The sequence below is a fragment of the Cellulomonas iranensis NBRC 101100 = JCM 18110 genome (genome assembly GCF_001552375.1).
GTDB classification, from domain to species: Bacteria; Actinomycetota; Actinomycetes; order Actinomycetales; family Cellulomonadaceae; genus Cellulomonas; species Cellulomonas iranensis.
In genome coordinates, this window is the sequence record NZ_BCRB01000053.1 from 1 (window position 1) to 21,714 (window position 21,714).

At 76.0% G+C, this 21,714-nt stretch carries 22 protein-coding genes and 1 tRNA gene; 12 read left to right on the forward strand and 11 right to left on the reverse strand.

The features are described 5' to 3' along the window. The coding region (locus CS2_RS11800; protein ID WP_217997386.1) for a hypothetical protein at positions 1–1,178 on the reverse strand (1,178 nt) is incomplete at its 3' end. A 45-nt stretch (positions 1,179–1,223) separates the two neighbouring features. Between CS2_RS11800 and CS2_RS11805 the strand changes: the two genes are divergently transcribed. The 3 genes from CS2_RS11805 (at position 1,224) to CS2_RS11815 (ending at position 4,007) form a co-directional block, all read left to right on the forward strand. After that, positions 1,224–2,558 (forward strand): S8 family peptidase, encoded by a 1,335-nt coding sequence (locus CS2_RS11805; protein ID WP_070320150.1) that lies wholly within the window; start codon positions 1,224–1,226, stop codon positions 2,556–2,558. A 305-nt stretch (positions 2,559–2,863) separates the two neighbouring features. After that, complete coding sequence (locus CS2_RS11810) at positions 2,864–3,505, forward strand: RNA polymerase sigma factor (protein ID WP_070320151.1); 642 nt, start codon at positions 2,864–2,866, stop codon at positions 3,503–3,505. Then, the gene (locus CS2_RS11815; protein ID WP_070320152.1) at positions 3,486–4,007 is read left to right on the forward strand and encodes a hypothetical protein; all 522 of its coding nucleotides are present in this window, start codon (positions 3,486–3,488) and stop codon (positions 4,005–4,007) included. Before CS2_RS11810 ends, CS2_RS11815 begins: the two co-directional genes overlap by 20 nt. Positions 4,008–4,149: 142 nt before the next feature. Here the strand turns inward: CS2_RS11815 and rplA are convergent, their stop codons facing one another. The 5 genes from rplA to CS2_RS11840 all read right to left on the reverse strand — a co-directional run bounded on the left by rplA (position 4,150) and on the right by CS2_RS11840 (position 6,928). Next, positions 4,150–4,866, reverse strand: a complete 717-nt coding sequence (rplA, locus tag CS2_RS11820; RefSeq protein WP_046529006.1) for a 50S ribosomal protein L1 — start codon at positions 4,864–4,866, stop codon at positions 4,150–4,152. A 103-nt stretch (positions 4,867–4,969) separates the two neighbouring features. Next, positions 4,970–5,401: a 50S ribosomal protein L11 gene (rplK, locus tag CS2_RS11825; protein WP_046529007.1), complete on the reverse strand. Its 432-nt coding sequence runs from the start codon at positions 5,399–5,401 to the stop codon at positions 4,970–4,972. Positions 5,402–5,484: 83 nt separating this feature from the next. Next, positions 5,485–6,297, reverse strand: coding sequence for a transcription termination/antitermination protein NusG (nusG, locus tag CS2_RS11830; protein WP_046529008.1), 813 nt, complete (start codon positions 6,295–6,297; stop codon positions 5,485–5,487). Between the two features lie 97 nt (positions 6,298–6,394). After that, complete coding sequence (gene secE, locus CS2_RS11835) at positions 6,395–6,676, reverse strand: preprotein translocase subunit SecE (protein WP_046529009.1); 282 nt, start codon at positions 6,674–6,676, stop codon at positions 6,395–6,397. Positions 6,677–6,855: 179 nt separating this feature from the next. Next, positions 6,856–6,928: transfer RNA gene (locus tag CS2_RS11840), tRNA-Trp, on the reverse strand. Positions 6,929–7,124: 196 nt separating this feature from the next. On the opposite strand from CS2_RS11840, the gene CS2_RS11845 reads away from it, so the two are divergent. From CS2_RS11845 to CS2_RS11880, 8 genes are all read left to right on the forward strand, one after another. Then, positions 7,125–8,369 (forward strand): pyridoxal phosphate-dependent aminotransferase, encoded by a 1,245-nt coding sequence (locus CS2_RS11845; protein WP_070320153.1) that lies wholly within the window; start codon positions 7,125–7,127, stop codon positions 8,367–8,369. Positions 8,370–8,475: 106 nt separating this feature from the next. After that, complete coding sequence (locus CS2_RS11850) at positions 8,476–9,375, forward strand: ABC transporter ATP-binding protein (protein WP_070320154.1); 900 nt, start codon at positions 8,476–8,478, stop codon at positions 9,373–9,375. After that, on the forward strand, positions 9,372–10,244 hold the full coding sequence (locus CS2_RS11855) for an ABC transporter permease (RefSeq protein ID WP_046529011.1): 873 nt from the start codon (positions 9,372–9,374) through the stop codon (positions 10,242–10,244). The genes CS2_RS11850 and CS2_RS11855 overlap by 4 nt, the downstream gene beginning before the upstream one ends. Before the next feature lie 27 nt (positions 10,245–10,271). Continuing rightward, entirely contained in the window at positions 10,272–11,525 is a 1,254-nt protein-coding gene (locus CS2_RS11860) for a sensor histidine kinase (protein WP_070320155.1), read from the forward strand. Beyond that, a complete protein-coding gene (locus tag CS2_RS11865) occupies positions 11,522–12,151 on the forward strand; it encodes a response regulator (protein ID WP_070320156.1) in 630 nt (209 codons plus the stop codon). The genes CS2_RS11860 and CS2_RS11865 overlap by 4 nt, the downstream gene beginning before the upstream one ends. Before the next feature lie 106 nt (positions 12,152–12,257). Beyond that, positions 12,258–13,826: a sensor histidine kinase gene (locus CS2_RS11870; protein ID WP_046529014.1), complete on the forward strand. Its 1,569-nt coding sequence runs from the start codon at positions 12,258–12,260 to the stop codon at positions 13,824–13,826. Then, on the forward strand, positions 13,823–14,497 hold the full coding sequence (locus tag CS2_RS11875) for a response regulator transcription factor (RefSeq protein WP_046529015.1): 675 nt from the start codon (positions 13,823–13,825) through the stop codon (positions 14,495–14,497). Before CS2_RS11870 ends, CS2_RS11875 begins: the two co-directional genes overlap by 4 nt. Positions 14,498–14,527: 30 nt before the next feature. Beyond that, positions 14,528–15,568, forward strand: coding sequence for an adenosine deaminase (locus CS2_RS11880; RefSeq protein WP_070320157.1), 1,041 nt, complete (start codon positions 14,528–14,530; stop codon positions 15,566–15,568). Positions 15,569–15,616: 48 nt separating this feature from the next. On the opposite strand, the gene CS2_RS11885 is transcribed toward CS2_RS11880, so the two are convergent. The 3 genes from CS2_RS11885 to CS2_RS11895 are packed head-to-tail and all read right to left on the reverse strand — an operon-like array spanning position 15,617 to position 19,491. Further along, complete coding sequence (locus CS2_RS11885) at positions 15,617–16,762, reverse strand: UDP-N-acetylmuramate dehydrogenase (protein WP_082740183.1); 1,146 nt, start codon at positions 16,760–16,762, stop codon at positions 15,617–15,619. 9 nt (positions 16,763–16,771) lie between these two features. Next, positions 16,772–18,070 (reverse strand): MFS transporter, encoded by a 1,299-nt coding sequence (locus tag CS2_RS11890; protein ID WP_070320158.1) that lies wholly within the window; start codon positions 18,068–18,070, stop codon positions 16,772–16,774. Then, positions 18,067–19,491, reverse strand: a complete 1,425-nt coding sequence (locus CS2_RS11895) for an MFS transporter (protein ID WP_233421162.1) — start codon at positions 19,489–19,491, stop codon at positions 18,067–18,069. Before CS2_RS11895 ends, CS2_RS11890 begins: the two co-directional genes overlap by 4 nt. Positions 19,492–19,674: 183 nt before the next feature. Here CS2_RS11895 and CS2_RS11900 point away from each other — a divergent pair, with 183 nt between their 5' ends. Then, on the forward strand, positions 19,675–20,736 hold the full coding sequence (locus CS2_RS11900; protein ID WP_046530718.1) for a LacI family DNA-binding transcriptional regulator: 1,062 nt from the start codon (positions 19,675–19,677) through the stop codon (positions 20,734–20,736). A gap of 97 nt (positions 20,737–20,833) precedes the next feature. Here the strand turns inward: CS2_RS11900 and CS2_RS11905 are convergent, their stop codons facing one another. Both CS2_RS11905 and CS2_RS11910 read right to left on the reverse strand, forming a co-directional pair. Next, on the reverse strand, positions 20,834–21,259 hold the full coding sequence (locus CS2_RS11905) for a MaoC/PaaZ C-terminal domain-containing protein (RefSeq protein ID WP_046529019.1): 426 nt from the start codon (positions 21,257–21,259) through the stop codon (positions 20,834–20,836). After that, complete coding sequence (locus CS2_RS11910; RefSeq protein ID WP_070320159.1) at positions 21,256–21,708, reverse strand: MaoC family dehydratase N-terminal domain-containing protein; 453 nt, start codon at positions 21,706–21,708, stop codon at positions 21,256–21,258. Before CS2_RS11910 ends, CS2_RS11905 begins: the two co-directional genes overlap by 4 nt. Positions 21,709–21,714 lie beyond the last annotated feature (6 nt).

The window sequence follows — 21,714 nt, forward strand, 5'->3', positions numbered from 1 at the left end:
GTCAGCGCCGCCCGCCCCGCCGCCAGGTAGGCGTCGACCGCGGCCGCCAGGTCGCCGTGCCGGCGCAGGCCGGCCGCCGCGCGCCGCAGCGCCGCGACGTCGCCCGCGACGTCCTCGCCGAGGGCCGCGCGCGCCCGCGAGTCGACCACGCGGGCACGGGCGAGCCACGCGCCCCGCCGCTGCGTGCGGCTGCGCGTCAGCAGCGCGGCGGCCAGCTCTCGCGCACGGACGGCGTCGCCGCGCGCGAGGTGCAGCTGCGCGAGGCGCGTCTGCGCCTCGACCCACATCAGCCACGTCCCGGCACGCGCGTGCTCGTCCGCGGCGTCCTGGGCCGCCGCGATCGCCTCGGGGAGCAGCCGCAGGTCGGCCATCGCGTCCGCCACCTCGACGTGGTGCTCGCCCAGCGGCAGCCCGGCGGCGCGGTACGCGTCGGCGACCTGCGCGAACTCCCGCAGGCCGTCGGCGAGGCGCCCCTGGTGCACGGTCACCCAGGCGTGCGTCTGCCGCGTGACCACGTGCGGCACCGGGCCGAGGCCCGACGCGACCGCCACGGCGCGGGACGACCAGGCGAGCGCCTCCGCGTGCCGGCCACGGGCCGCCAGCACGAGCGCGAGGTTGTTGGCCACGCGGACCGTCACGTCGTCCGACGCCCGGCCCGAGGAGAGGATGCGCCGGTACCGGGCCTCCGCGTCACGCAGGCGACCCGCGTTGTGGTCGAGCGCCGCGCGCTGGAGCTCGAGGTACGCCCCGAGCCGCTCGCGCTCCCCCGCGGCGGCGTCGCGCGCCTCCGCGAGGGCCCGCAGCGCCGCGTCGACGTCCCGCACGGCACCCGTCACGCGGCCCTGCCCGTGCCTCACCGCGGCACGCGCCGCGAGCAGCTCGGCGTCGACGAGCCGGTCGCCGTGCCGCGGCCCCAGGCGGAGGGCCCTGCCGAGCAGGCGGGCCGCCTCGGCGTGCTCCCACCGCGCGCGGTGCACCGCGGCCAGCGCACGCAGGCCGACCGCGTGCGCGGCGTGCGCGGACGCGTGCCGCGCCCGCAGCACCAGCGCGTGCGCGTCCTCCTCGACGGCGCGCGGGTCGGACGCGGCCCGGTCCGCGAGCGCACGGGCACGTATCAGCAGCGCGTCGCGGCGCTCCTGCTCCGTGGACCCGTCCGCGAGCGGCGCCGTCCGCGTCATGTCCCTCCCGCCCCAGGCAGCACGAGGCCCCCAAGGAGCCCGACGATGAGCACCACCGACGCTACCGGTCACCCCCACCCCGACCCCGCGGGGTCCGCCGCGCGGACCAAGGTCCGGCGGCAGGTGACCGAGCTGGTCCGCACCGCGCAGGACCCCGCGCTGCGCCGGCAGGCGGCGCGGTCCGTCTCGCGCCGGTACCACGCCCGCACGGACCAGCGGATCGGCGCCGTCACGGACGACGGCGGGCCGCACGTGCTGGCGGTCGAGGGCGAGCTGGTCGTCACCGCGGCGACGTGGTCGGACCGGGGCGCGCGCGCCTACCTCGAGGCGCGCGGGCTGCGCCGCGCGCGCGTCGACCTCGACGGCATCGCCGAGCGCGTCGTGCTGCTGCGCGCCGAGGGCGTCACGCTCGACGACCTCGACGACACCGTGGCCGAGCTGCGCCTGCGCGGCTTCGCGGCGTCGCAGAACCAGGTGCTGCCGTGCGACCCCGTCATGAAGAACCTCGGCGGCCCGGCGCTCGCCGACCCGCTGCCCCCCGTGACGGACGGTCCGGCCGACGACGCACCCCACGTCGCGGTGGTCGACACGGGCATCGACGCCCGCGTGCGCGCCGACGGCTGGCTCGCGGCGGTGCCGCGCCACCGCCGCGGGCGGGACCGCAACATCGACCCGCTCGACATCGAGCCCGACGACGGCTACCTCGACCTGTGCGCGGGCCACGGCACGTTCGTCGCGGGCGTGGTGGCACGCGTCGCGCCGCACGCGCGCCTCACCGTCCACCGCGCGCTGCTGGGCGGTGGCGTCGGCAGCGAGGTCGACGTGGCCACGGCCATGGTGCGGGCGGCGCGCGCGGGAGCCGACGTCATCAACCTGTCGCTGGGGTCGAGCACGCGGTTCGACCAGCCGTCGCTGGCCGTCGAGGCCGCGCTCGAGGCGATCGAGGCGATCGAGGACGAGACCGGACGCGAGATCCTCGTGGTCGCGGCCGCCGGCAACTCCGGCAGCACGCGACCCGTGTGGCCGGCCGCGTTCCGGCAGGTCGTCGCGGTCGCGGGGCTCACGCCGGACGGTCGGCCCGCACCGTGGTCGAGCCACGGGTTCTGGGTCGACTGCTCGGCCGTGGCCGAGGGCATCCGCGCACCGTTCGTCGAGGGTCGCGAGTCGTACGAGTTCACGGCCGACCCCGACGACTTCCCCGCCGACGCGTTCGCGTGGTGGAGCGGGACGTCGTTCGCCGCGCCGCAGGTCGCCGGCGCCGTCGCGAACCTCATGCGGGAGCACGGCGTCGGCGCGCGGCGCGCCTACGCGCGGCTGCGCGCCACCGGACGCCCGCTGCCGGACTACGGCCGCGCGCTGCACGTGCTGGGCGGGTTGTGACGCCGCGCCGGTGCGTACGGACGCGCGCGAGGTATCAGGGCGGCACGCCACCGCCTCTCATCGGGGGGACGCGCCGGACCGTCGCCGACCCCGCCACCACCACCGTGTGCCCCACCGAGGAGGAACCGTGCGACGTCGCCCCGCAGCCGGCCCGGCGAGGCTGCCCGACGCGGCAGCGCGGCGGGGCCCCGCGCCGCACCGCGGCGTGCGCGCACCCAGGTCGGAGGGCTGACGTGCTGGGCACGTGCCTCGCGGCGCGCCATGATGGCCTGCGGGACGAGCCCGACGGTCGGAGGAGGCGCGCGGTGAGCAGCCGGGAGCAGCGAGGCGGTCCGTACCACGAGCGCACGACCTCGCAGCTCGTCTCGGGTGCCCTCGCGGGCGACGAGGGGTCCTGGTCGGAGATCGTGCACCGCCACACGGCGCTCGTCATGTCCCGCGTGCGGCAGTTCCGCCTCACGCCGCAGCAGGCCGAGGACGTCGCCCAGACCGTCTGGCTGAACCTCCTCGAGCACCTGGGGGACCTCCGCGAGCCCGAGGCACTGCCCGGGTGGATCGCGACCGCGACCCGGCACGAGTGCATCCGCGTCACCCAGCAGGCGCGCCGCTCGGTGCCCGTCGACCCCGCCACCGGGCGTCTCGACGCGCCCGACCACGCCGACCTCGACGCCGAGCTGCTGCGTGCCGAGCGGCACGCCGCGCTGCGGGCCGCGCTCGCCGAGCTGCCCGATCACCAGCGCGAGCTGCTGCTCCTGCTGTCGACCGACCCCGCACCGAGCTACCAGGAGGTGTCGGCGCTGCTCGGCATCCCGATCGGGTCGATCGGGCCGACACGGCAGCGTGGGCTCGCGCGGCTGCGTCGGACCGCCGCGATCCGCACCTACCTCGCGGCCCCGACCGGGACCACCACGCGTGAAGGAGGCCACGATGCCCTGGCCCTCGGATGAGCCGCCCGCACCGGCCTGGTCGCCCGAGACCTGGCAGGACGACGACGCGCTCGCGGCCGACCTCGCCGCCGCGGTCGCCGACGACGACCTGCGCCGGCGCGTCGAGCGCGCCGCGTCGTCCGCGTTCCACGCGCACCGCGGCATGCTCGCGCTCCGCGACGAGCTCGCGGTCGACCTGCTCCTGCTGGAGCTCGTCCACGACTCGAGCACGGCGGACGGCCCCGTGGCCGTCCGGGACCGGAGCGGGCAGCCGTCACGGACCCTCGTGTTCGAGGGGGACGGCGTCGGCGTCGAGGTCGAGGTGGGCGACTCCGGCGTCGAGGGCCAGCTGATCCCCGCACGTCGGGGGCACGTCGTGCTCCGGACGCCGGACCGCGACGTCGCCGAGGTGACGACCGACGAGGTCGGCTACTTCCGGCTGGGGATCACGCCCGAGGGGCCCGTCCGGCTCGTCTGCGAGACACCCGACGGCACGTGCGTGACGCCGTGGCTGCCGTGGTGACGCGTCGCTGAGCCCGCCGGCGCGCCGGGCGCGGTCCGCAGGGGGGACCACGCACGGCGCGGGGCGGGTACGCGCCACCCGGGACGCAGGACGGCCCGGCACCCTCGAGGGTGCCGGGCCGTCCTGCGTGGTGGACCTGCCGTCAGGCAGCGTCCTCCTCGGTGAGGTTGCGCGTCTTGCTCTGGTCCAGCGGGATGCCGGGGCCGTTGGTCGTCGAGAGCGTCGCCTTGGTGATGTAGCGGCCCTTCGACGCGGCCGGCTTGAGACGCAGGATCTCCTCGAGCGCCGCGGCGTAGTTCTCCACGAGCTGGACGTCGGAGAACGACGTCTTGCCGATGATGAAGTGGAGGTTCGCGTGCCGGTCGACGCGGAACTCGATCTTGCCGCCCTTGATGTCGGACACGGCCTTGGCCACGTCCATCGTCACGGTGCCGGTCTTCGGGTTCGGCATGAGACCACGCGGGCCGAGGACCTTGCCGAGGCGGCCGACCTTGCCCATGAGGTCCGGCGTCGCGACGGCGGCGTCGAAGTCGGTCCAGCCGTCGGCGACCTTGGCGATGAGCTCGTCGCCGCCCACCTCGTCGGCGCCCGCGGCGCGGGCCTGCTCGGCGCGCTCGCCGTTCGCGAAGACGATGACGCGGGCGGTCTTGCCGGTGCCGTGGGGCAGGTTGACCGTGCCACGGACCATCTGGTCGGCCTTGCGGGGGTCGACACCGAGGCGGAACGCGACCTCGACGGTCGCGTCGTACTTGGTGGTCGACGTCTCCTGCGCGAGGCGCACGGCCTCGAGCGGCGCGTAGACGCGGCCGGCCTCGATCTTCTCGACGGCGGCGCGGTACGCCTTGCTGTGCTTGGGCATCTGCCTGTCTCCTTCTCAGCAGTCGTGGTCGAACGGGCCGCACGCGGGCCCTGCCACAGGGGTGGTGCGGGGCGGCGCCCGGCGGGCGCCGCCCTGGGGGGTCTCAGTCCTGGACCGTGATCCCCATGGAACGCGCGGTGCCGGCGATGATCTTCTCGGCGGCCGCGAGGTCGTTCGCGTTGAGGTCCTCGAGCTTGGTGGACGCGATCTCGCGCACCTGCTCGCGGGTGAGGCTCGCGACCTTGGTGGTGTGCGGCGTGGGCGAGCCCTTGGCGACGCCCGCCGCCTTCTTGATGAGCTCGGCGGCCGGCGGCGTCTTCGTGATGAAGGTGAACGAGCGGTCCTCGTACACCGTGATCTCGACGGGGATGACGTTGCCGCGCTGCGACTCGGTCGCCGCGTTGTACGCCTTGCAGAACTCCATGATGTTGACGCCGTGCTGACCGAGCGCGGGGCCGATCGGCGGCGCGGGGGTGGCCGCGCCGGCGTTGATCTGGAGCTTGATGAGGCCGGTGACCTTCTTCTTCGGGGGCATGACGCCTCCCTCTCTTCCTCGTGGGCCGACGCCGTGGGCGATGACCCGGTTGCAGGGCCCCGCGGCGCGGGGCGGTCAGCAGGTCAGATCTTCGAGACCTGGCTGAAGGACAGCTCGACCGGGGTCTCCCGGCCGAAGAGCGACACGAGCACCTTGAGCTTCTGGCTCTCGGCGTTGATCTCGGAGATCGTGGCGGGCAGCGTGTCGAAGGGGCCGCCGTCTGTGACGGTGACCGACTCGCCGACCGTGAAGTCGACCTCGACGGGCTTCGCGGCCGCCTTGGTGGCGGCCTGCGTGGGCGCCTTGGCCTCGATGACGGGCGCGAGCATCGAGAAGACCTCGTCGAGCGTCAGGGGGACCGGCTGGTGGGTGTGGCCGACGAAGCCCGTGACGCCGGGCGTGTGACGCACCGCGCCCCACGACTCGTCGGTGAGGTCCATGCGGACGAGGACGTAGCCGGGGATCCGCACGCGCTTGACGACCTTGCGCTGCGCGTTCTTGATCTCGACGACCTCTTCCATGGGCACCTCGACCTGGAAGATGTAGTCCTCCATGTTGAGGCTCTGCGTGCGCGACTCGAGGTTCGCCTTCACGCGGTTCTCGTAGCCGGCGTACGAGTGGATGACGTACCAGTCGCCGGGCTGGCGGCGCAGCGCGGTCTTGAACGCCTCGACCGGGTCTTCGTCGTCCTCGTCCTCGTCCTCGTCGGCGGCGTCCGCCACGGGCTCGTCGGCGTCGACCTCGTCGTCGCCGGCCACGTCGTCGACCTCGGTCGCCTCGACGTCCTCGCCGTCGACCTCGTCACCCGCGGTCGCCTCGACCGACTCGACCGACGCGATGGCGTCCGCGAGCTCGTCCTCGGCGCCCGGCGTGGGCTCCTGCGACTCCTGCGACACGTGCAACCTGCTTTCTCCGGTGGTCGGCCCGCGGGCCGGCGGTGCGCGGCCCGGGGCCGCGCGGGTGGGGTGGGTGCCGGCGCCGGGCCGGCGCGCGTCACCCGAAGACGAGGAACGTCAGCTGGCCGAGGCCCAGGTCGATGACCGTCACGAAGGCCATGACGACCGCGACGAAGACGAGCACGACGCCCGTGTAGGTCACGAGCTCCTGACGCGTGGGCCGGACGACCTTCTTGAGCTCGGCCACGACCTGGCGCACGAAGAGCGCGATGCGCGCGAACAGCCCGCGCTTCTCCTCGCCACGACGCGGTGCGTGCTCGCCCTTGCGGGCGGCCGAGCCCTCGGCGTCGGACGCCGCGGCCGCTGCGGTATCGCTCACGTCTGGCCCCTGTCTCGTGACTCGTCGTCGTGCGACTCCCGGGTGGGTGCCGCGGGTCGAGGACGTGCCGACAGGCCGACGCGTCGCGCCGGACCGTCCGGCGGTCCTGCTCACGGCGGGCGACCCGCGACCGGCGGCCGACCCCGAGGGGCGGCCGGGCCGAGGTCGTTCCGCGTGCGCAGGGCAGACAGGACTCGAACCTGCAACCTGCGGTTTTGGAGACCGCTGCGCTACCAATTGCGCCACTGCCCTACGACGGCCTGGTCCACCACGAGTCCGCCGACCCTCGCGCGAGGGCGTGCTTCATCATGGCGGGCGTCAACCGCCGGGGGATCACTGTACGCGACCCGCGGCGCGTGGTCGAACCCGGTCGTCCGGCGCTGCGGCGACGGGCACGTGCGTACCACGTCGTGACACCCGCGACGCGCGCGGCGACGGCTCTGCTTGGATGGGAGTCGTGAGCGAGCACAGCGCAGCGACGTCGACGTCCCCCCGCGCGCGGGTCTCCACCCGCGTCGCCGCCATCGCGGAGTCCGCGACGCTCGCGGTCGACGCCAAGGCGAAGGCCCTCAAGGCCGCCGGCAGGCCCGTCATCGGGTTCGGCGCCGGCGAGCCCGACTTCCCGACGCCCGACTACATCGTCGAGGCCGCGGTGCGCGCCGCGCAGGACCCGGCGAACCACCGCTACTCCCCCGCCGCCGGCCTGCCCGCGCTGCGCGAGGCGATCGCCGCCAAGACGCTGCGCGACTCCGGGTACGAGGTGCGCCCGTCCGACGTGCTCGTGACGAACGGCGGCAAGCAGGCCGTCTACCAGGCGTTCGCGGCGATCCTCGACCCGGGCGACGAGGTGCTGCTGCCCGCGCCCTACTGGACGACGTACCCCGAGGCGATCCGCCTCACCGGCGCGTCGCCGGTCGAGGTGTTCGCCGGCGTCGACCAGGGCTACCTCGTCACCGTCGAGCAGCTCGAGGCCGCGCGCACGCCGCGCACCAAGGCGCTGCTGTTCAACTCGCCGTCCAACCCCACGGGCGCCGTGTACTCGCCCGAGCAGACCGCCGAGATCGGGCGCTGGGCGCTCGAGCACGGCATCTGGGTGATCACCGACGAGATCTACGAGCACCTCACGTACGACCACGCGGTGTTCACGCCCGTCGTGCGCGTGGTCCCCGAGCTCGCGGACACCACGATCGTCCTCAACGGCGTCGCCAAGACGTACGCGATGACCGGCTGGCGCGTGGGCTGGATGATCGGGCCGTCGGACGTCGTCAAGGCCGCGACCAACCTGCAGTCGCACCTCACGTCGAACGTCGCGAACGTGTCGCAGCGCGCGGCCGTCGCCGCGCTCACGGGCGACCTGTCGGCCGTCGAGACGATGCGCGCGGCGTTCGACCGGCGTCGCCGCACCATGGTCGAGATGCTCGAGGCGATCGACGGCGTGCGGTGCCCCGCGCCGCAGGGCGCGTTCTACGCGTACCCGTCGGTCGAGGGCGTGCTGGGCCGGACGATCCGCGGCGTCACGCCGACGACGTCGGCCGAGCTGGCCGCGCTGATCCTCGACGAGGCCGAGGTGGCCGTGGTCCCCGGCGAGGCGTTCGGCCCGAGCGGGTACCTGCGGCTGTCGTACGCGCTCGGCGACGACGACCTCGTCGAGGGCGTGCGCCGCATCCAGGCGCTGCTGGGCGAGGCCGTCTGACGTCGGTCGCCGCGTCGCGCTGAGCCGGGGGTCCACCGATCGGTGGACCCCCGGACCCGTCTCCCGGTCGTCCCGCGACGGCCGCCCCGGCGGCCACGCTGGGCGCATGACGACGACGAGTGCCCCGGCCGTCCTGGTCGAGGGCCTGCACAAGAGGTACGGCGACAAGCGCGCCGTCGACGGGCTCGACCTGCGTGTCGAGCACGGCGAGATCGTGGCGGTGCTCGGGCCGAACGGCGCGGGCAAGACGACGACCGTCGAGACGCTCGAGGGGTTCCGCCGCGCGGACGCGGGCCACGTGCGCGTGCTCGGCGAGGACCCGGCGCACGGCGACCGGCGGTGGCGGTCCCGGCTCGGCGTCGTGCTGCAGGACAACCACGACATGGCCGAGGCGACGGTGCGCGAGATCGTGCACCACGTCGCGGGCTTCTACCCCGCGCCGCGCGACCCCGAGGCCGTGATCGACGCCGTCGGGCTGCGCGAGAAGAGGTCGGCGCGCACGCGCGCCCTGTCGGGCGGGCAGCGGCGCCGCCTCGACGTCGCGCTCGGCGTGGTCGGCGACCCCGAGCTGCTGTTCCTCGACGAGCCGACGACCGGCTTCGACCCGCAGGCCCGCCACGAGTTCTGGGGCCTGGTGAAGGGCCTGCGCGACGAGGGCACGACGATCCTGCTGACGACGCACTACCTCGAGGAGGCCGAGCACCTGGCCGACCGGGTGGTCGTCGTCGCGGACGGGCGCGTGGTCGCGCAGGGGGCGCCCGACACCCTGGGAGGGCGCCGCGCGCGGCGCGCGCGCGTGCGGTGGACCGAGGACGGCACCCCGCGCGAGGAGGTCACCGACACGCCCACCGCGCTCGTCGCACGGCTCACGAGCCGGCTCGCGGGCGCGGACGGCGAGGTCGCCGGGCTGCAGGTGCTGCGCCCGACGCTCGAGGACGTCTACCTCGGGCTCATCGACGCCGCGCACGACGCCGCCGGCACGACGCACGAGGAGACGCCCCGATGACCACGACCACCCCCGCCCCGACGCGCGGCACGGGCCGCGGCGCCCCGCGCACCGCGGGCCGTCTGCCGGGCACCGCCCGCCTCGCGTGGTCGCGCACCGCGTTCGAGGTCCGCACGTTCTTCCGCGAGCGCGACGCCGTCGTGTTCGTGTTCGCCTACCCGATCCTCATGCTCGCGATCTTCGCGACGGTCTTCGGCACCGACGACGAGGTCGTCGCCGGGTCGGGCGTGCACTTCCCGCAGTACTTCCTGCCCGGGATGGTCGCGACGGGCGTCATGCTCTCGAGCTTCCAGAACCTCGCGATCTCGATCGCGGGCGAGCGCGACGACGGCACGCTGAAGCGCCTGCGCTCGACGCCGCTTCCGCCGGCCGCGTACTTCCTCGGCAAGACCGGGCAGGTGCTCGTGACCGCCGGCGTGCAGACCGCGCTGCTGCTCGCGGTCGCGGCGCTCGTGTTCGACGTGCCGCTGCCCGACGACGCGGCCCGCTGGGGCACGTTCGCGTGGGTGTTCGTGCTCGGCACGGCCGCGGGGGCCGTGTGCGGCGTCGCCTACTCGTCCGTGCCGCGCACCGGGCGCTCCGCGAGCCCGGTCGTCATCCCCGTGGTGCTGGTCCTGCAGTTCGTGTCGGGCGTGTTCTTCCGGTTCGACCAGCTGCCGACCTGGATGCAGCAGGTGGCGTCGGTGTTCCCGCTCAAGTGGATGGCCCAGGGCATGCGCTCGGTGTTCCTGCCGGACGCCGCGGTCGTGGTCGAGCCGTCGGGGTCGTGGCAGCACGGCGCCACGGCGGCGGTGCTCGCGGCGTGGCTCGTGGTCGGGCTCGTGGTCGGCGTGCGCACGTTCCGCTGGCGGCGGCGTGACGACGGCTGACGCCCCGCGCGTGGCAGAGTCCGGGGCATGAGCGCGTCGTCGGCACCGGAGCGGGAGGTCGTGGGCCGGCACGACTTCTGGCTCCGCACGCTGCGGCTGTGGGACCTGGGGTTCGTCGCGATGGTCGTGCTGTCGGCCGGCGCGATCGCGCTCGACTCGATGCCGACGCAGCGCAAGGTCGTCGCGGTAGCGCTGCTGGTCCTGCTGGCGGTCGCGTACGGCGTGCTCGGCCACGTCGCCGCGGTGCGCGGCGCCCCGCGTCGCGCCGACGCGTACCTCGCGGTGCTGACGGCCGTCAGCACCGCGCAGGTGGTGCTGGGCGGCATCGGGACGGTCCTGCTGTTCCTCGCGTACTCGCAGGTCTGGTTCTTCGCACGGACGCGGCGGGCCGGCGTCCTGTGGTGCGCCGCCCTCACGGTGGGTGTCGCGGCGGCCTCGGTGTGGCGCGAGGGCGCCGACAGTGGGGTCGCGGCGCAGATCGCCGGGCAGTTCGGCATCGCGCTGCTGTTCGCGGTCGTGCTCGGGCTGTGGATCACGCACGTCGCCGAGCAGAGCGAGGAGCGTGCGTACCTGCTGGAGGAGCTGCGCGCGACGCAGGACGCGCTCGCGGCGTCGCACCACGCCGCGGGCGTCGTCGCCGAGCGCGAGCGCCTCGCCGGCGAGATCCACGACACGCTCGCGCAGGGGTTCACGTCGGTCGTCATGCTCGCGCAGACCGCCGCCGCCGAGCTCGCCGGCGGGCACGTCGAGCGCGTCGCCGAGCGCCTCGGCCACATCGAGGACGTCGCGCGCGACAACCTCGCGGAGGCGCGCGCGCTCGTCGGCGCGTTCTCGCCCCCGGGCCTGGGCGACGGCTCGCTCGCCGACGCGCTGCGGCGCCTCGCGCAGCGGTTCGGCGTCGAGACCGGCGTGCGCGTCGTCGTCGTCGACGACGCACCCGACGGCGTGCCGGGCCGCGAGGCGCAGGTCGTGCTGCTGCGCGCCGCGCAGGAGTCGCTCGCGAACGTGCGACGCCACGCGGGAGCGTCGCACGTGACGCTGCGGCTCGCCCGGGCGGGCGACGACGTCGTGCTCGAGGTCGTCGACGACGGCAGGGGCCTGACCGCCGGCGCCGCCGAGGGCGTCGGGCTGCGGGGCATGCGCGCACGCGCCGACGCGGCCGGTGGCGGCGTCGACGTCGCCGGCTCCCCCGGCGACGGCACGCGCGTGCGGGTCCGCGTGCCCGCGGGCGCCCCGCAGGACGGCACGACCGACGACGCCCACCCCGAGGAGGAGCCGTGAGCGTGCGCGTCGTCGTCGCCGACGACCACCCGGTGCTGCGCTCGGGGCTCGTCGCGCTGCTCGCGCTCGAACCGGACCTCGAGGTCGTGGGCGAGGCCGACGACGGCGCGCAGGCGGTCGCGCTCGCGCACGCGCTGCGCCCGGACCTCGTGCTCATGGACCTGAGGATGCCCGGCACCGACGGCGCCGAGGCCACGCGGCGGATCGTCGCCGAGCTGCCCGGGGTCCACGTGCTCGTGCTCACGACCTACGAGACGGACACCGACATCCTGCGCGCGGTCGAGGCCGGTGCGACGGGCTACCTGCTCAAGGACACGCCGCGGGCGCAGCTCGTCGCGGGCGTGCGGGCAGCGGCGCGCGGCGAGTCCGCGCTGTCGCCGTCCGTCGCGCTGCGGCTCGTGCAGCAGGTCCGGGGCGACGGCGGCGAACGGCTCACGCCCCGCGAGCGCCAGGTGCTCGCGGGGGTCGCGCGCGGGCTGTCGAACGCCGCCGTCGGACGCGAGCTGTTCATCACCGAGGCGACCGTCAAGACGCACCTGCTGCGCGCGTTCGCCAAGCTCGGCGTCGACGACCGGACCCGCGCGGTCACCGTCGCGATCGAGCGCGGGATCCTGCCCGGGGCCTGAGCCCGGCCCGCGCACCACCCGGTCGCCGCGGCGCGGCGTCCACGTCCGGGGCACCGGGCGTGGACGTCCCTTCTGCGGGGGTTCGGCCGCCCCCATACTGAGCGCCATGCGCAACGGTCCGGCGTCGGCGGGAGCCCCCGCCACCCCGTCGGACCCGCCGCGCGCCGCGGGCCGCCGCGCGACCGTGCGGGGGCGGCTCATGACCGCCGTGGTCGCGCTCACGGCGACCGCGATGACGGTCGCGGGCGTCACCGGGCTGGCGCTGCAGCTGCGCGCCGGCGACGCCCGCACCGACCACGCGCTGCGCCGCTCGGTGCAGGCGTTCGAGTCGTTCGCGTCGGCCGGGCTCGTGGACGCCGACCGCACGTCGACGACCCCCCGCGACCCGACGGCACCCGTCCAGCGCTGGACGTCGGTCTCGCTGCTCCTGCAGAAGGCCGTCGAGAACCGCGTGCCCGGCGAGCACGAGGGCATCGTGTCGCTCGTCGGGGGCGACCTCGCGTGGCGGCCCGCGGACGAGACCGGTGCGGTCCGCGTCGACCTCGACGAGGAGCTCATGGCCTGGCTGCGCGAGCTGCCCGCCGACGACCCCCTCGCCGGCGAGCCGCGCACCGTGCGCACGGACGTCACCGAGTACCGCCTCGCGACCGTGCCGGTGCACCTCGAGGTCGACGCGGACGCCGACGGGCTCATGGTGTTCGCGTTCGACCGGACGGCCCAGAACGCCGCGGTGTGGCGCATCTTCTCGACCTACTCGGCGGTGGGCGTGGCCGCGCTGGCCGTGACGTCGGCGGTCGCGTGGTTCGTCGTCGGCGGCATGCTGCGGCCCGTGCGCGTGCTGCGCGACACCGTGCGCCGCGTCACCGAGTCCGACCTGTCCGAGCGCATCGCGGTCGGGGGCCGTGACGACCTCGCCGACCTGGCGGCGTCGGTGAACTCCATGCTCGAGCGCCTCGAGCGCGCGTTCGGCTCGCAGCGCGAGCTCCTCGACGACGTCGGGCACGAGCTGCGGACGCCCCTGACCATCGTGCGCGGCCACCTCGAGCTGCTCGACCCCGCCGACGAGGCCGACGTGCGCGCGACGCAGGCGCTCGCGCTCGACGAGCTCGACCGCATGCAGCGTCTCGTGGACGACCTCGTGACGCTCGCGACCGCCGACCGGCCGGACTTCGTGCGGCCCGCCCCCGTCGACGTCGGGCGACTCACCGACGACGTGCTCGAGAAGGCCCGCGGTCTGGGCGACCGCCGCTTCGTCGTCGTGTCCCGCGCCGACGTCGTCGCGCACGTCGACGCGCAGCGCGTGACGCAGGCGTGGCTGCAGCTGCTCGCGAACGCCGTGCGGTTCTCGGCACCGGGCTCGACCGTGCGGCTGGGCAGCGAGGTCGCCGCGGGGCGCCTGCTGCTGTGGGTCCGTGACGAGGGGCCGGGGGTGCCACCCGCCGAGGAGGCGCGGATCTTCGAGCGCTTCCACCGCGGCCAGGCGGACCGCGTGCAGCACGGCGCGGGCCTCGGGCTGCCCATCGTCGCCGCGATCGCGGCCGCGCACGACGGCCGCGTGTTCCTCGAGCACCCGCCGCCCGCGTCGGGCCCGGGCGTGGTGTTCGTCCTCGACCTGCCCGCCGTCGGACTCGTCGACGGGTCCGAGTCCCCCGAGCTCGTGGAGCCGCACCGATGACGCACATCCTGATCGCCGAGGACGAGGAGCGGATCGCGGCGTTCGTCGCCAAGGGTCTGCGCGCGCACGGCTACGAGACGACGGCGGTGCCGACCGGCACGGCCGCGCTGCGGCGCATCGGCGGCGGCGGCGTCGACCTGCTGGTGCTCGACCTGGGGCTCGCCGACATGGACGGGTTCGAGGTGCTGCGCGCGCTGCGCACGTCCGGCTACGACCTGCCGGTCGTCGTGCTCACGGCACGCTCGTCCGTCACCGACACCGTCACCGGGCTGGAGTCCGGCGCCGACGACTACATGGCCAAGCCGTTCCGCTTCGAGGAGCTGCTCGCGCGCGTCCGGCTGCGGCTGCGCGGCCAGCCCGGCGCCCAGCAGCGCGGGAACGTGCTGGTGCACGGGCGGCTGCAGCTCGACCTGCGCACGCGGCGGATGCGGGTCGACGACACCGAGGTCGACCTGTCCGCGCGCGAGTTCGCGCTCGCCGAGACGTTCATGCGCAACCCCGGCGACGTGCTCACGCGCGAGCGCCTGCTCTCCGAGGTGTGGGGCTTCGACTTCGACCCCGGGTCGAACGTGGTCGACGTGTACGTCCGCTACCTGCGGCGCAAGCTCGGCGCCGAGCACTTCGACACCGTCCGCGGGGTCGGGTACCGGCTGGTCGACACGAGCGCGTGACGCCCCACGACGGCTGGCAGACTGGCGCGCGTGCGTGACCTGACCCTGCTGCCCAAGGCGCACCTGCACCTGCACTTCACGGGGTCGATGCGGGTCGCGACGCTCGCGGACCTCGCGCAGCGGCACCGCATCCGGCTGCCGCACGTGCTGCTGGACGCCGACCCGCTGCGGGTCCCGGCGGGCGAGCGCGGCTGGTTCCGCTTCCAGCGCCTGTACGACGCGGCGCGCGCGTGCGTGCGCTCCGAGGCGGACATGCGCCGCATCGTCGCCGAGGCCGCGGCCGACGACGCCGCCGAGGGCTCGGGCCGCCTGGAGATCCAGGTCGACCCGACGTCGTACGCGCCGTTCGTCGGCGGGATCACGCCCGCGCTCGAGATCGTGCTCGACGAGGCACGCGCCGCGCAGGAGGCGACGGGCGTCGAGGTCGGCGTGGTCGTCGCGGCGTCCCGCATGCGCCACCCGCTCGAGGCGCGCACGCTGGCGCGGCTCGCGGCCCGGTACGCCGGGGACGGCCCCGGCGAGGTCGTGGGCTTCGGCCTGTCGAACGACGAGCGGCGCGGCAGCACCGCGGAGTTCGGGCGCGCGTTCGCGATCGCCCGGCGCGCGGGCCTTCGGGCCGTGCCGCACGGCGGTGAGCTGCTGGGCCCGGCGCACGTCGACGAGGTCCTCGACCACCTGCACCCCGACCGGCTGGGGCACGGCGTGCGCAGCGCCGAGGACCCGCGGGTCCTCGAGCGGGTCGTCGAGCGTGACGTCGCGCTCGAGGTCTGCCCGGCGTCGAACGTGTCGCTCGGGGTGTACGCGTCGGACGGCGACGTGCCGCTGCGCACGCTCGTCGCCGCCGGGGCGCGGGTCGCGCTCGGCGCGGACGACCCGCTGCTGTTCGGCTCGCGCCTGGTCGAGCAGTACCGGGTCGCGCGCGACGTCCACGGCTTCACGGACGACGAGCTGGCCGCGCTCGCCCGGTCGTCGGTGCTCGCGAGCACCGCGTCGCCCGGCGCGCGGGCGCGGCTGCTGGCCGGGGTGGACGCGTGGCTCGCGGCACCGGACCCGGACGGCGCCGCGGGCTGAGGGCGCGGCACCGCCCCGTGACGGCCCGGGGTCGCGCCCGCGGGCCGCTCAGAGCGTCGCGCCGACCAGGACCGGCTCGGCCTCGAGCGTCACGCCGAACCGCTCACGGACGCCGTCGCGGACCTCGCGCGCGAGCGCGAGGAGGTCGGCGGCCCGTGCGTCGCCGCGGTTCGTGAGCGCGAGCGTGTGCTTGGTCGACAGCGACGCGGGCCCGGGTGCGCCGTGGCCGCGCGCGAAGCCCGCACGCTCGATGAGCCACGCCGCGCTGCTCTTGACCGTGCCGTCGTCGAGCGGCCAGCGCGGCGCGTCGTCGGGCAGCGCGGCGGCGCGGTCGGCGGGCAGCACGGGGTTCGTGAAGAACGACCCGGCGCTCCACGTGTCGTGGTCGGCGGGGTCGAGCACCATGCCCTTGCGGGCGCGCAGCGCGAGCACGGCGGCGCGCACGTCGGCGAGCGGCGCACGCTCCCCCACGGCGACGTCGAGCGTGCGCGCGAGCTCGGGGTACGTCACCGGCGCGGACAGCGACCCCTCCTTGACCTGGAACGTCACGTCCAGCACGACGTAGCGCGGGGTCGGGCCCCACGGCGCTCCCGGGTCGGACGGGTCGGCGCGCAGCGACCGCTTGAGCAGCGACGACCGGTAGCCGAACCCCAGCGTCACGTACGGCAGGGTGCGCACGCGCCCGCGCCCGCGGTCCCAGACCCGGACCTGCGAGACGGTCTGCGCGACCTCCTGCCCGTACGCACCGACGTTCTGCACGGGCGTCGCGCCGGTCGACCCGGGGATCCCGGACAGCGCCTCGACGCCCACGAGCTCGTGCGCGACCGCGTAGGCGACGACGTCGTCCCACACGGTGCCGGCCGGGACGGTGAGCGTGACGCCCGCGCACGCGGTCGCGTCGGGCACGCTCACGCCGCCGCGCACGTCGCGCACGACCACGCCGGGGAATCCCGCGTCGGCGGCCAGCACGTTGGACCCGCCACCCAGCACGAGGACCGGCTCGCCCGCGGCGTCGGCCTCGCGGACGGCGGCGACGAGGTCGGCCTCGGTCGAGGTCTCGACGTAGCGTCCGACGGGCCCGCCGACGCGCAGCGTCGTGAGGTCGGCGAGGGTCGGCGTGCCGCCGTGCGTCGGGACGCCGGTGCGGGCCGGCTCGGGGGCCGGGCCGGGCAGGGCGCAGGTGTCGAGCTCCACGCCCCCAGGCTAGACGCCGGGCGGGGGTGCGTCCTCGCGGGCGGCCGCCGCCGGGGGCGGGGTCGGCGTCGCGGGCAGCGGACGCGCGGCGCCCGTGACGAGCAGCCCGAGCGCGACCGGCGCGAAGATCACGAGGAGCGCGTCGCGGTAGCCGACGTGCTCGGCCAGCAGGCCCAGCAGCGGCGGGCCGGCGAGGAACGCCGAGTAGCCGATCGTCGAGACGACGGCGACGCGCTGCGCGGCGCGGCGCGGGTCGTCGGAGGCCGCGCTCATGCCCACCGGGAACCCGAGGGCGGCGCCCATGCCCCACACGACGACGCCGGCCAGCGCGAGCCAGAGCTGGTCGGCGAGGCCGAACAGCAGCAGGCCGACGGCCGCGAGCGCGGCGCACAGCCGCAGCACGACGACGCGCCCGTACCGGTCGAGCAGCGCGGTGCCGAACAGCCGCATCGCGGTCATCGCGGTGACGAACAGCCCGAAGCCGACGGCCCCGGTCGCGTGGGCGGTGCCGAACCCGTCGACCACGGCGAGGCTGACCCAGTCGTTGGCCGAGCCCTCGGTGAGCGCGGCCGCGAGGACGACGAGGCCGATGAGCAGGGTGCGGGGCTCGAGCCACGCGCCGAGCGCGGCGCGCGCGCCGCGGGGTGCCTCGCCCTGCACGTCGCCCACGTCGGGCTCGTCGGCATGCGGCTCGGCGGGGGTGTGCACGAGGAACGCGCGCACCGCGACCGCCACGGCGACGGCGGACAGCACGACCATCACCGGCAGGTGCACCTGGACGGGGACGTGCGCCCAGGCCGCGAGAGCCGCGACACCGGCGGCCGCCATCGTGCCGAACGAGAACCCGGCGTGGTACCGCGGCATGACCGTGCGACCCAGACGCTGCTCGACGAGCGCCCCCTCGAGGTTCATCGCGGCGTCCCACACGCCGGTGCCGACGCCCGCGAGGACCAGGCCGACCCCGACGACGGGGATCAGCCCGAGCGTGACGCCGAGCGACGCGACGACGTACCCGACCGCGTTGAGGACGGCGAACCCGAGGACGGTGCGCCGCGCTCCGAGACGCTCGACGACCAGCCCCGACAGCGGGAGCGAGAGCAGCGACCCGAACGCGCCCACGAGCAGCAGGACGCCCATGCGCTCGGGCGTGAGGTCGAGCGCGTCCCGCACCGCGGGCAGGCGGGACGCCCACGACGCGAAGTTGACCCCCGAGAGCAGGAAGACCGCGAACACGGCCGTGGACGCGAGCCGGACGTCGCGGGCGTCCGGCGTCCGCGCCGCGCGCGCGCCCGTGGACCCGGCGGTCATCGTGCGCCTCCCGGGCCCGCCGCGGCGGCCTCGGCGTCCGCGAGTTCGGCGGCGGCGCCCGTCGAGGGCGACCGCACGAGGCCCGGGCCGGTGCCGTCCGGGCCGGCGGGCTGCGGGCGGGCCGGGACCGCGGCGTCGGCGGCGGCCCGCGGCGTCGGCACGACGGACGGCCCGGACGCCTGGGGGGCGACCGTGCGCGACACCGAGACGCTCGTGAGCATCGCGACGACGATGAGCACGAGCGCGTGACGCGCGCCGACGTGCTCGGCCGCGAGGCCCAGCACGGGGGGCGCCACGAGCGAGGCCATGGACGCGAACGCCGACACGACGGCGACCCGTGCGGCGGCCCGGGTGGGGTCGTCGGAGGCCGCGGCGATGCCGATGGGCACGGCCAGCGCGGCGCCGACGCCCCACAGCACGACGCCGCCGGCAGCGAGCGGCAGCGAGGGCGCGAACCCGAAGGTGAGCAGGCCGACGGCCGACGTGAGGCCCGAGGCCCGCAGCACCGCGACGCGGCCGTACCGGTCGAGCAGGCGCGTGCCGAGCAGCCGCACGGCCGTCATCGAGGCGACGAACACCCCGAGCACGGCGCCGCCGACCGACTCGCTCGTGGTGAATCCGTCGACGACCGCGAGCGAGAGCCAGTTGTTGGCGGCGCCCTCGGAGAACGCGGCCGCGAGGACGACGACGCCCACGAGCAGCGTGCGGGGCTCGCGCCACGCGCCGAGCGCCGAGCCGATGCGGCGCGCGCCGCGGCGGGCGCGCGACACCGGGACCGGCGCGACGGCCGCGTCGGCCTCCCCCGTGGCGGGGGTGGCGCGGGCGGCGAGCTCCACCGCCGTCGCGGGCAGCACGACGCCGCGGACAGACGCGAGGCGCCACACCAGGACGAGCGCGGCGGTCGCCGGCAGCTGGACCGACACCGGGACGCCCGCTGCGGACGCGAGCGCGCTCGTGCCGGAGCCGAGCACGGCGCCGACCGAGAACGCCGCGTGGAACTGGGGGATGATCGTGCGCCCGACCGCACGCTCGATGCGCGCGGACTCGACGTTGATCGCGACGTTGCCGAGCGCGACCGCGACGCCGTTGAGGAAGATGCCGGCGGCCAGCAGCACCCGCGAGCCCACGGTCGGGCCGGTGCCGAGCAGCACCAGCGCGGTCGCGAGGACGAACGCCGAGAGCACCAGGACGCGTCGGGTGCCGAGCCGTTGCAGCACGGCGCCCGACGCCGTCACGGTGAGGAGCGACCCCACGGAGCCGACCAGCAGCAGCACGCCGAGGTCGGACGTGCCGAGGTCGAGCAGGTCGCGCACGGTGGGGATGCGGGCGAGCCAGCTCGCGAACGCGAAGCCGGCGAGGCAGAACAGTCCGACGAGCAGGATCCGCGCGCGAGCGACGCTCGGCGGGGCGTGGCGGGTCACAGGGGCGCTCCGTGGTGCGGGTGACGACGGGCGGCGAGGTCGACGCCCGGACGGCTCGAATCGATTCGATCGCACGTCGCACCGGGTCGAATCGATATGAGGGGTCCCGGACATTCTGCGGGTACGCTGACGCGGACGTCAACGACCGCGACGCACGTCACCCCGCCCCCGGAGGTACCCGCCCTGTCCGCGCAGCGCACGACCCTGGCCGACGTGGCGGCGGCCGCGGGCGTCTCGGTCTCCACGGCCTCGCTCGCGTTCTCCGGATCGGGCCCCATCGCCGACGCGACCCGCGCGCGCGTCCTCGAGGCGGCCCGCACGCTCGCCTACGCGGGCCCCAACCCGCTCGGGCGCCAGCTGCGCCGCGGACGCTCGGGCATCGTCGGCGTCATCATGGGCGACGCCCTGCGCCGCGCGTTCCGCGACCCCGTCTCGTCGCAGGTGCTCGACGGGCTGGCCGCGACCCTCGGCCCGCTCGGCCTCGGCGTGCTGCTGGTCCCCGGCCCGCACGACGCGTCGCAGCCCGCCGTCGACCCGCTGCTGGAGTCCGCCGCGATGGACGTCGCGGTGCAGATGTGGGGCGGCACGACCGACGACCCCGTCCTCGAGACCCTGCGCCGCCGCGGCACGCCGACCGTGCTGGTCGAGGGCACGCCCCAGCCCGACGTCGCGGCCGTCGGCATCGACGACCGCGGCGGCATGGCCGAGCTCACGCGCCACCTGCTCGACCTCGGGCACACGCGCATCGCGACGGTCACGCTGCCGTTCGACCGCGGCCGCTCGGAGGGACCCGCGGACGCCGAGCGACTGACGCACCTCGCCTGGGAGATCACGCGCCGTCGCCTCGCGGGCGTCACGGACGCGGGCGTCACGCCGACCACCGTCTACGAGACCCCCGCGTCGCTCGTCGAGAACGGCGCCGCGGCGGGCCGCGCCCTGCTCGCGGCGCCGGACCGGCCCACGGCCGTGATCTGCCAGTCGGACCTGCTCGCGTCGGGCGTCGTGCTCGCGGCGCGTGAGCTGGGGCTGCGCGTCCCGCAGGACGTGTCCGTCGCGGGGTTCGACGGGCTCGACCTCGCCTGGCTCGCACCCGACGTGCTCACGTCGGTGGCGCAGCCGCTCGCCGAGAAGGGCGCCGCGATCGGCACCGCGGTGTCCGCGCTGCTCGAGGGCCGCATGCCCGAGCCGCAGGTGCTGCCGGTCGCGCTGCGCGTCGGGACGACGACGGGCCCCGCGCCGCGCTGATCGCGCGGCACCGAGCACGACGCACCGCGCGCGGGGAAGGCGCGGCGGCGCGCGTCGGTGGACGCCGCGAGCGACGGCGGCGAGGAGGCGGGACGGCTCAGCCGAGCCGGACGACCGCCTGGGCCTTGCCGAGCACGCGCGCACCCTCGACGGTCACCGTGAGGTCGACTCGCACCGTGCCGGCCTCGAGGTCGAGCGCACCGACCGTCGCGACGACGTCGACGTGGGCCTCGCCCGGGTCGGGCACGGGCACGGGGCGCGTGAAGCGCGTCTGGTAGTCGACGACGGCACCGGGGTCGCCCACCCAGTCCACGACGACCGCGACAGCGGCGCCCATGGTCCACATGCCGTGCGCGATGACGCCCGGCAGGCCGACCGACGTCGCGACGCGCTCGTTCCAGTGGATCGGGTTGAAGTCGCCGGACGCGCCGGCGTAGCGCACGAGCCGCGCGCGGTCGACCGCGACGGTGCGGCGTGCGACCTCCTGACCGACCTCGAGGTCGGCGAGCACGGGGGCGGTCATGCGGCGTCCTCGGGGCGCACGGCGAGCGTCGAGACGACGGTCGCGACGGGTGCGCCCGACTCGTCGGCGATCTCGCAGCGGGTGGTGACCATGGACAGGCCCGCGCGCTGCATCACGGCGTCGACGTGCAGCGTGGTGAGCAGCCGGTCCCCCGCGTGGATCGGGCGGTGGTGCGTGAAGCGCTCGTCGGCGTGCACGACGCGGCTGAAGTCGACACCGGCGGCCGGGTCGTCGACGTACTGCGCCTCGGTCCGCTGCGCGATGACCACGGCGAACGTGGGCGGCGCCACGACGTCGGGGTGGCCCAGCGCGCGGGCGGCGGCGACGTCGGTGTGGGCGGGGTGGGTGGCGCCCGTCGCCTCGGCGAACTCGCGCAGCTTCTCGCGCGCGACCACATACACGTCGCCGGGCGGGTAGGCCCGCCCGGCGAAGGAGGTGTCGACCTGCACGTCAGC

Excerpts from the sequence above, each read along its gene's own strand:
- CS2_RS11850 (WP_070320154.1), top strand. The coding sequence starts at position 8,476 with ATGACGACGACGAGTGCCCCGGCCGTCCTGGTCGAGGGCCTGCACAAG.
- CS2_RS11875 (WP_046529015.1), top strand. The coding sequence starts at position 13,823 with ATGACGCACATCCTGATCGCCGAGGACGAGGAGCGGATCGCGGCGTTC.
- CS2_RS11890 (WP_070320158.1), bottom strand. The coding sequence starts at position 18,070 with ATGACCGCCGGGTCCACGGGCGCGCGCGCGGCGCGGACGCCGGACGCC.
- CS2_RS11845 (WP_070320153.1), top strand. The coding sequence starts at position 7,125 with ATGGGAGTCGTGAGCGAGCACAGCGCAGCGACGTCGACGTCCCCCCGC.
- rplK (WP_046529007.1), bottom strand. The coding sequence starts at position 5,401 with ATGCCCCCGAAGAAGAAGGTCACCGGCCTCATCAAGCTCCAGATCAAC.
- CS2_RS11860 (WP_070320155.1), top strand. The coding sequence starts at position 10,272 with ATGAGCGCGTCGTCGGCACCGGAGCGGGAGGTCGTGGGCCGGCACGAC.
- rplA (WP_046529006.1), bottom strand. The coding sequence starts at position 4,866 with ATGCCCAAGCACAGCAAGGCGTACCGCGCCGCCGTCGAGAAGATCGAG.
- CS2_RS11855 (WP_046529011.1), top strand. The coding sequence starts at position 9,372 with ATGACCACGACCACCCCCGCCCCGACGCGCGGCACGGGCCGCGGCGCC.
- CS2_RS11905 (WP_046529019.1), bottom strand. The coding sequence starts at position 21,259 with ATGACCGCCCCCGTGCTCGCCGACCTCGAGGTCGGTCAGGAGGTCGCA.
- CS2_RS11805 (WP_070320150.1), top strand. The coding sequence starts at position 1,224 with ATGAGCACCACCGACGCTACCGGTCACCCCCACCCCGACCCCGCGGGG.
- CS2_RS11870 (WP_046529014.1), top strand. The coding sequence starts at position 12,258 with ATGCGCAACGGTCCGGCGTCGGCGGGAGCCCCCGCCACCCCGTCGGAC.
- CS2_RS11815 (WP_070320152.1), top strand. The coding sequence starts at position 3,486 with ATGCCCTGGCCCTCGGATGAGCCGCCCGCACCGGCCTGGTCGCCCGAG.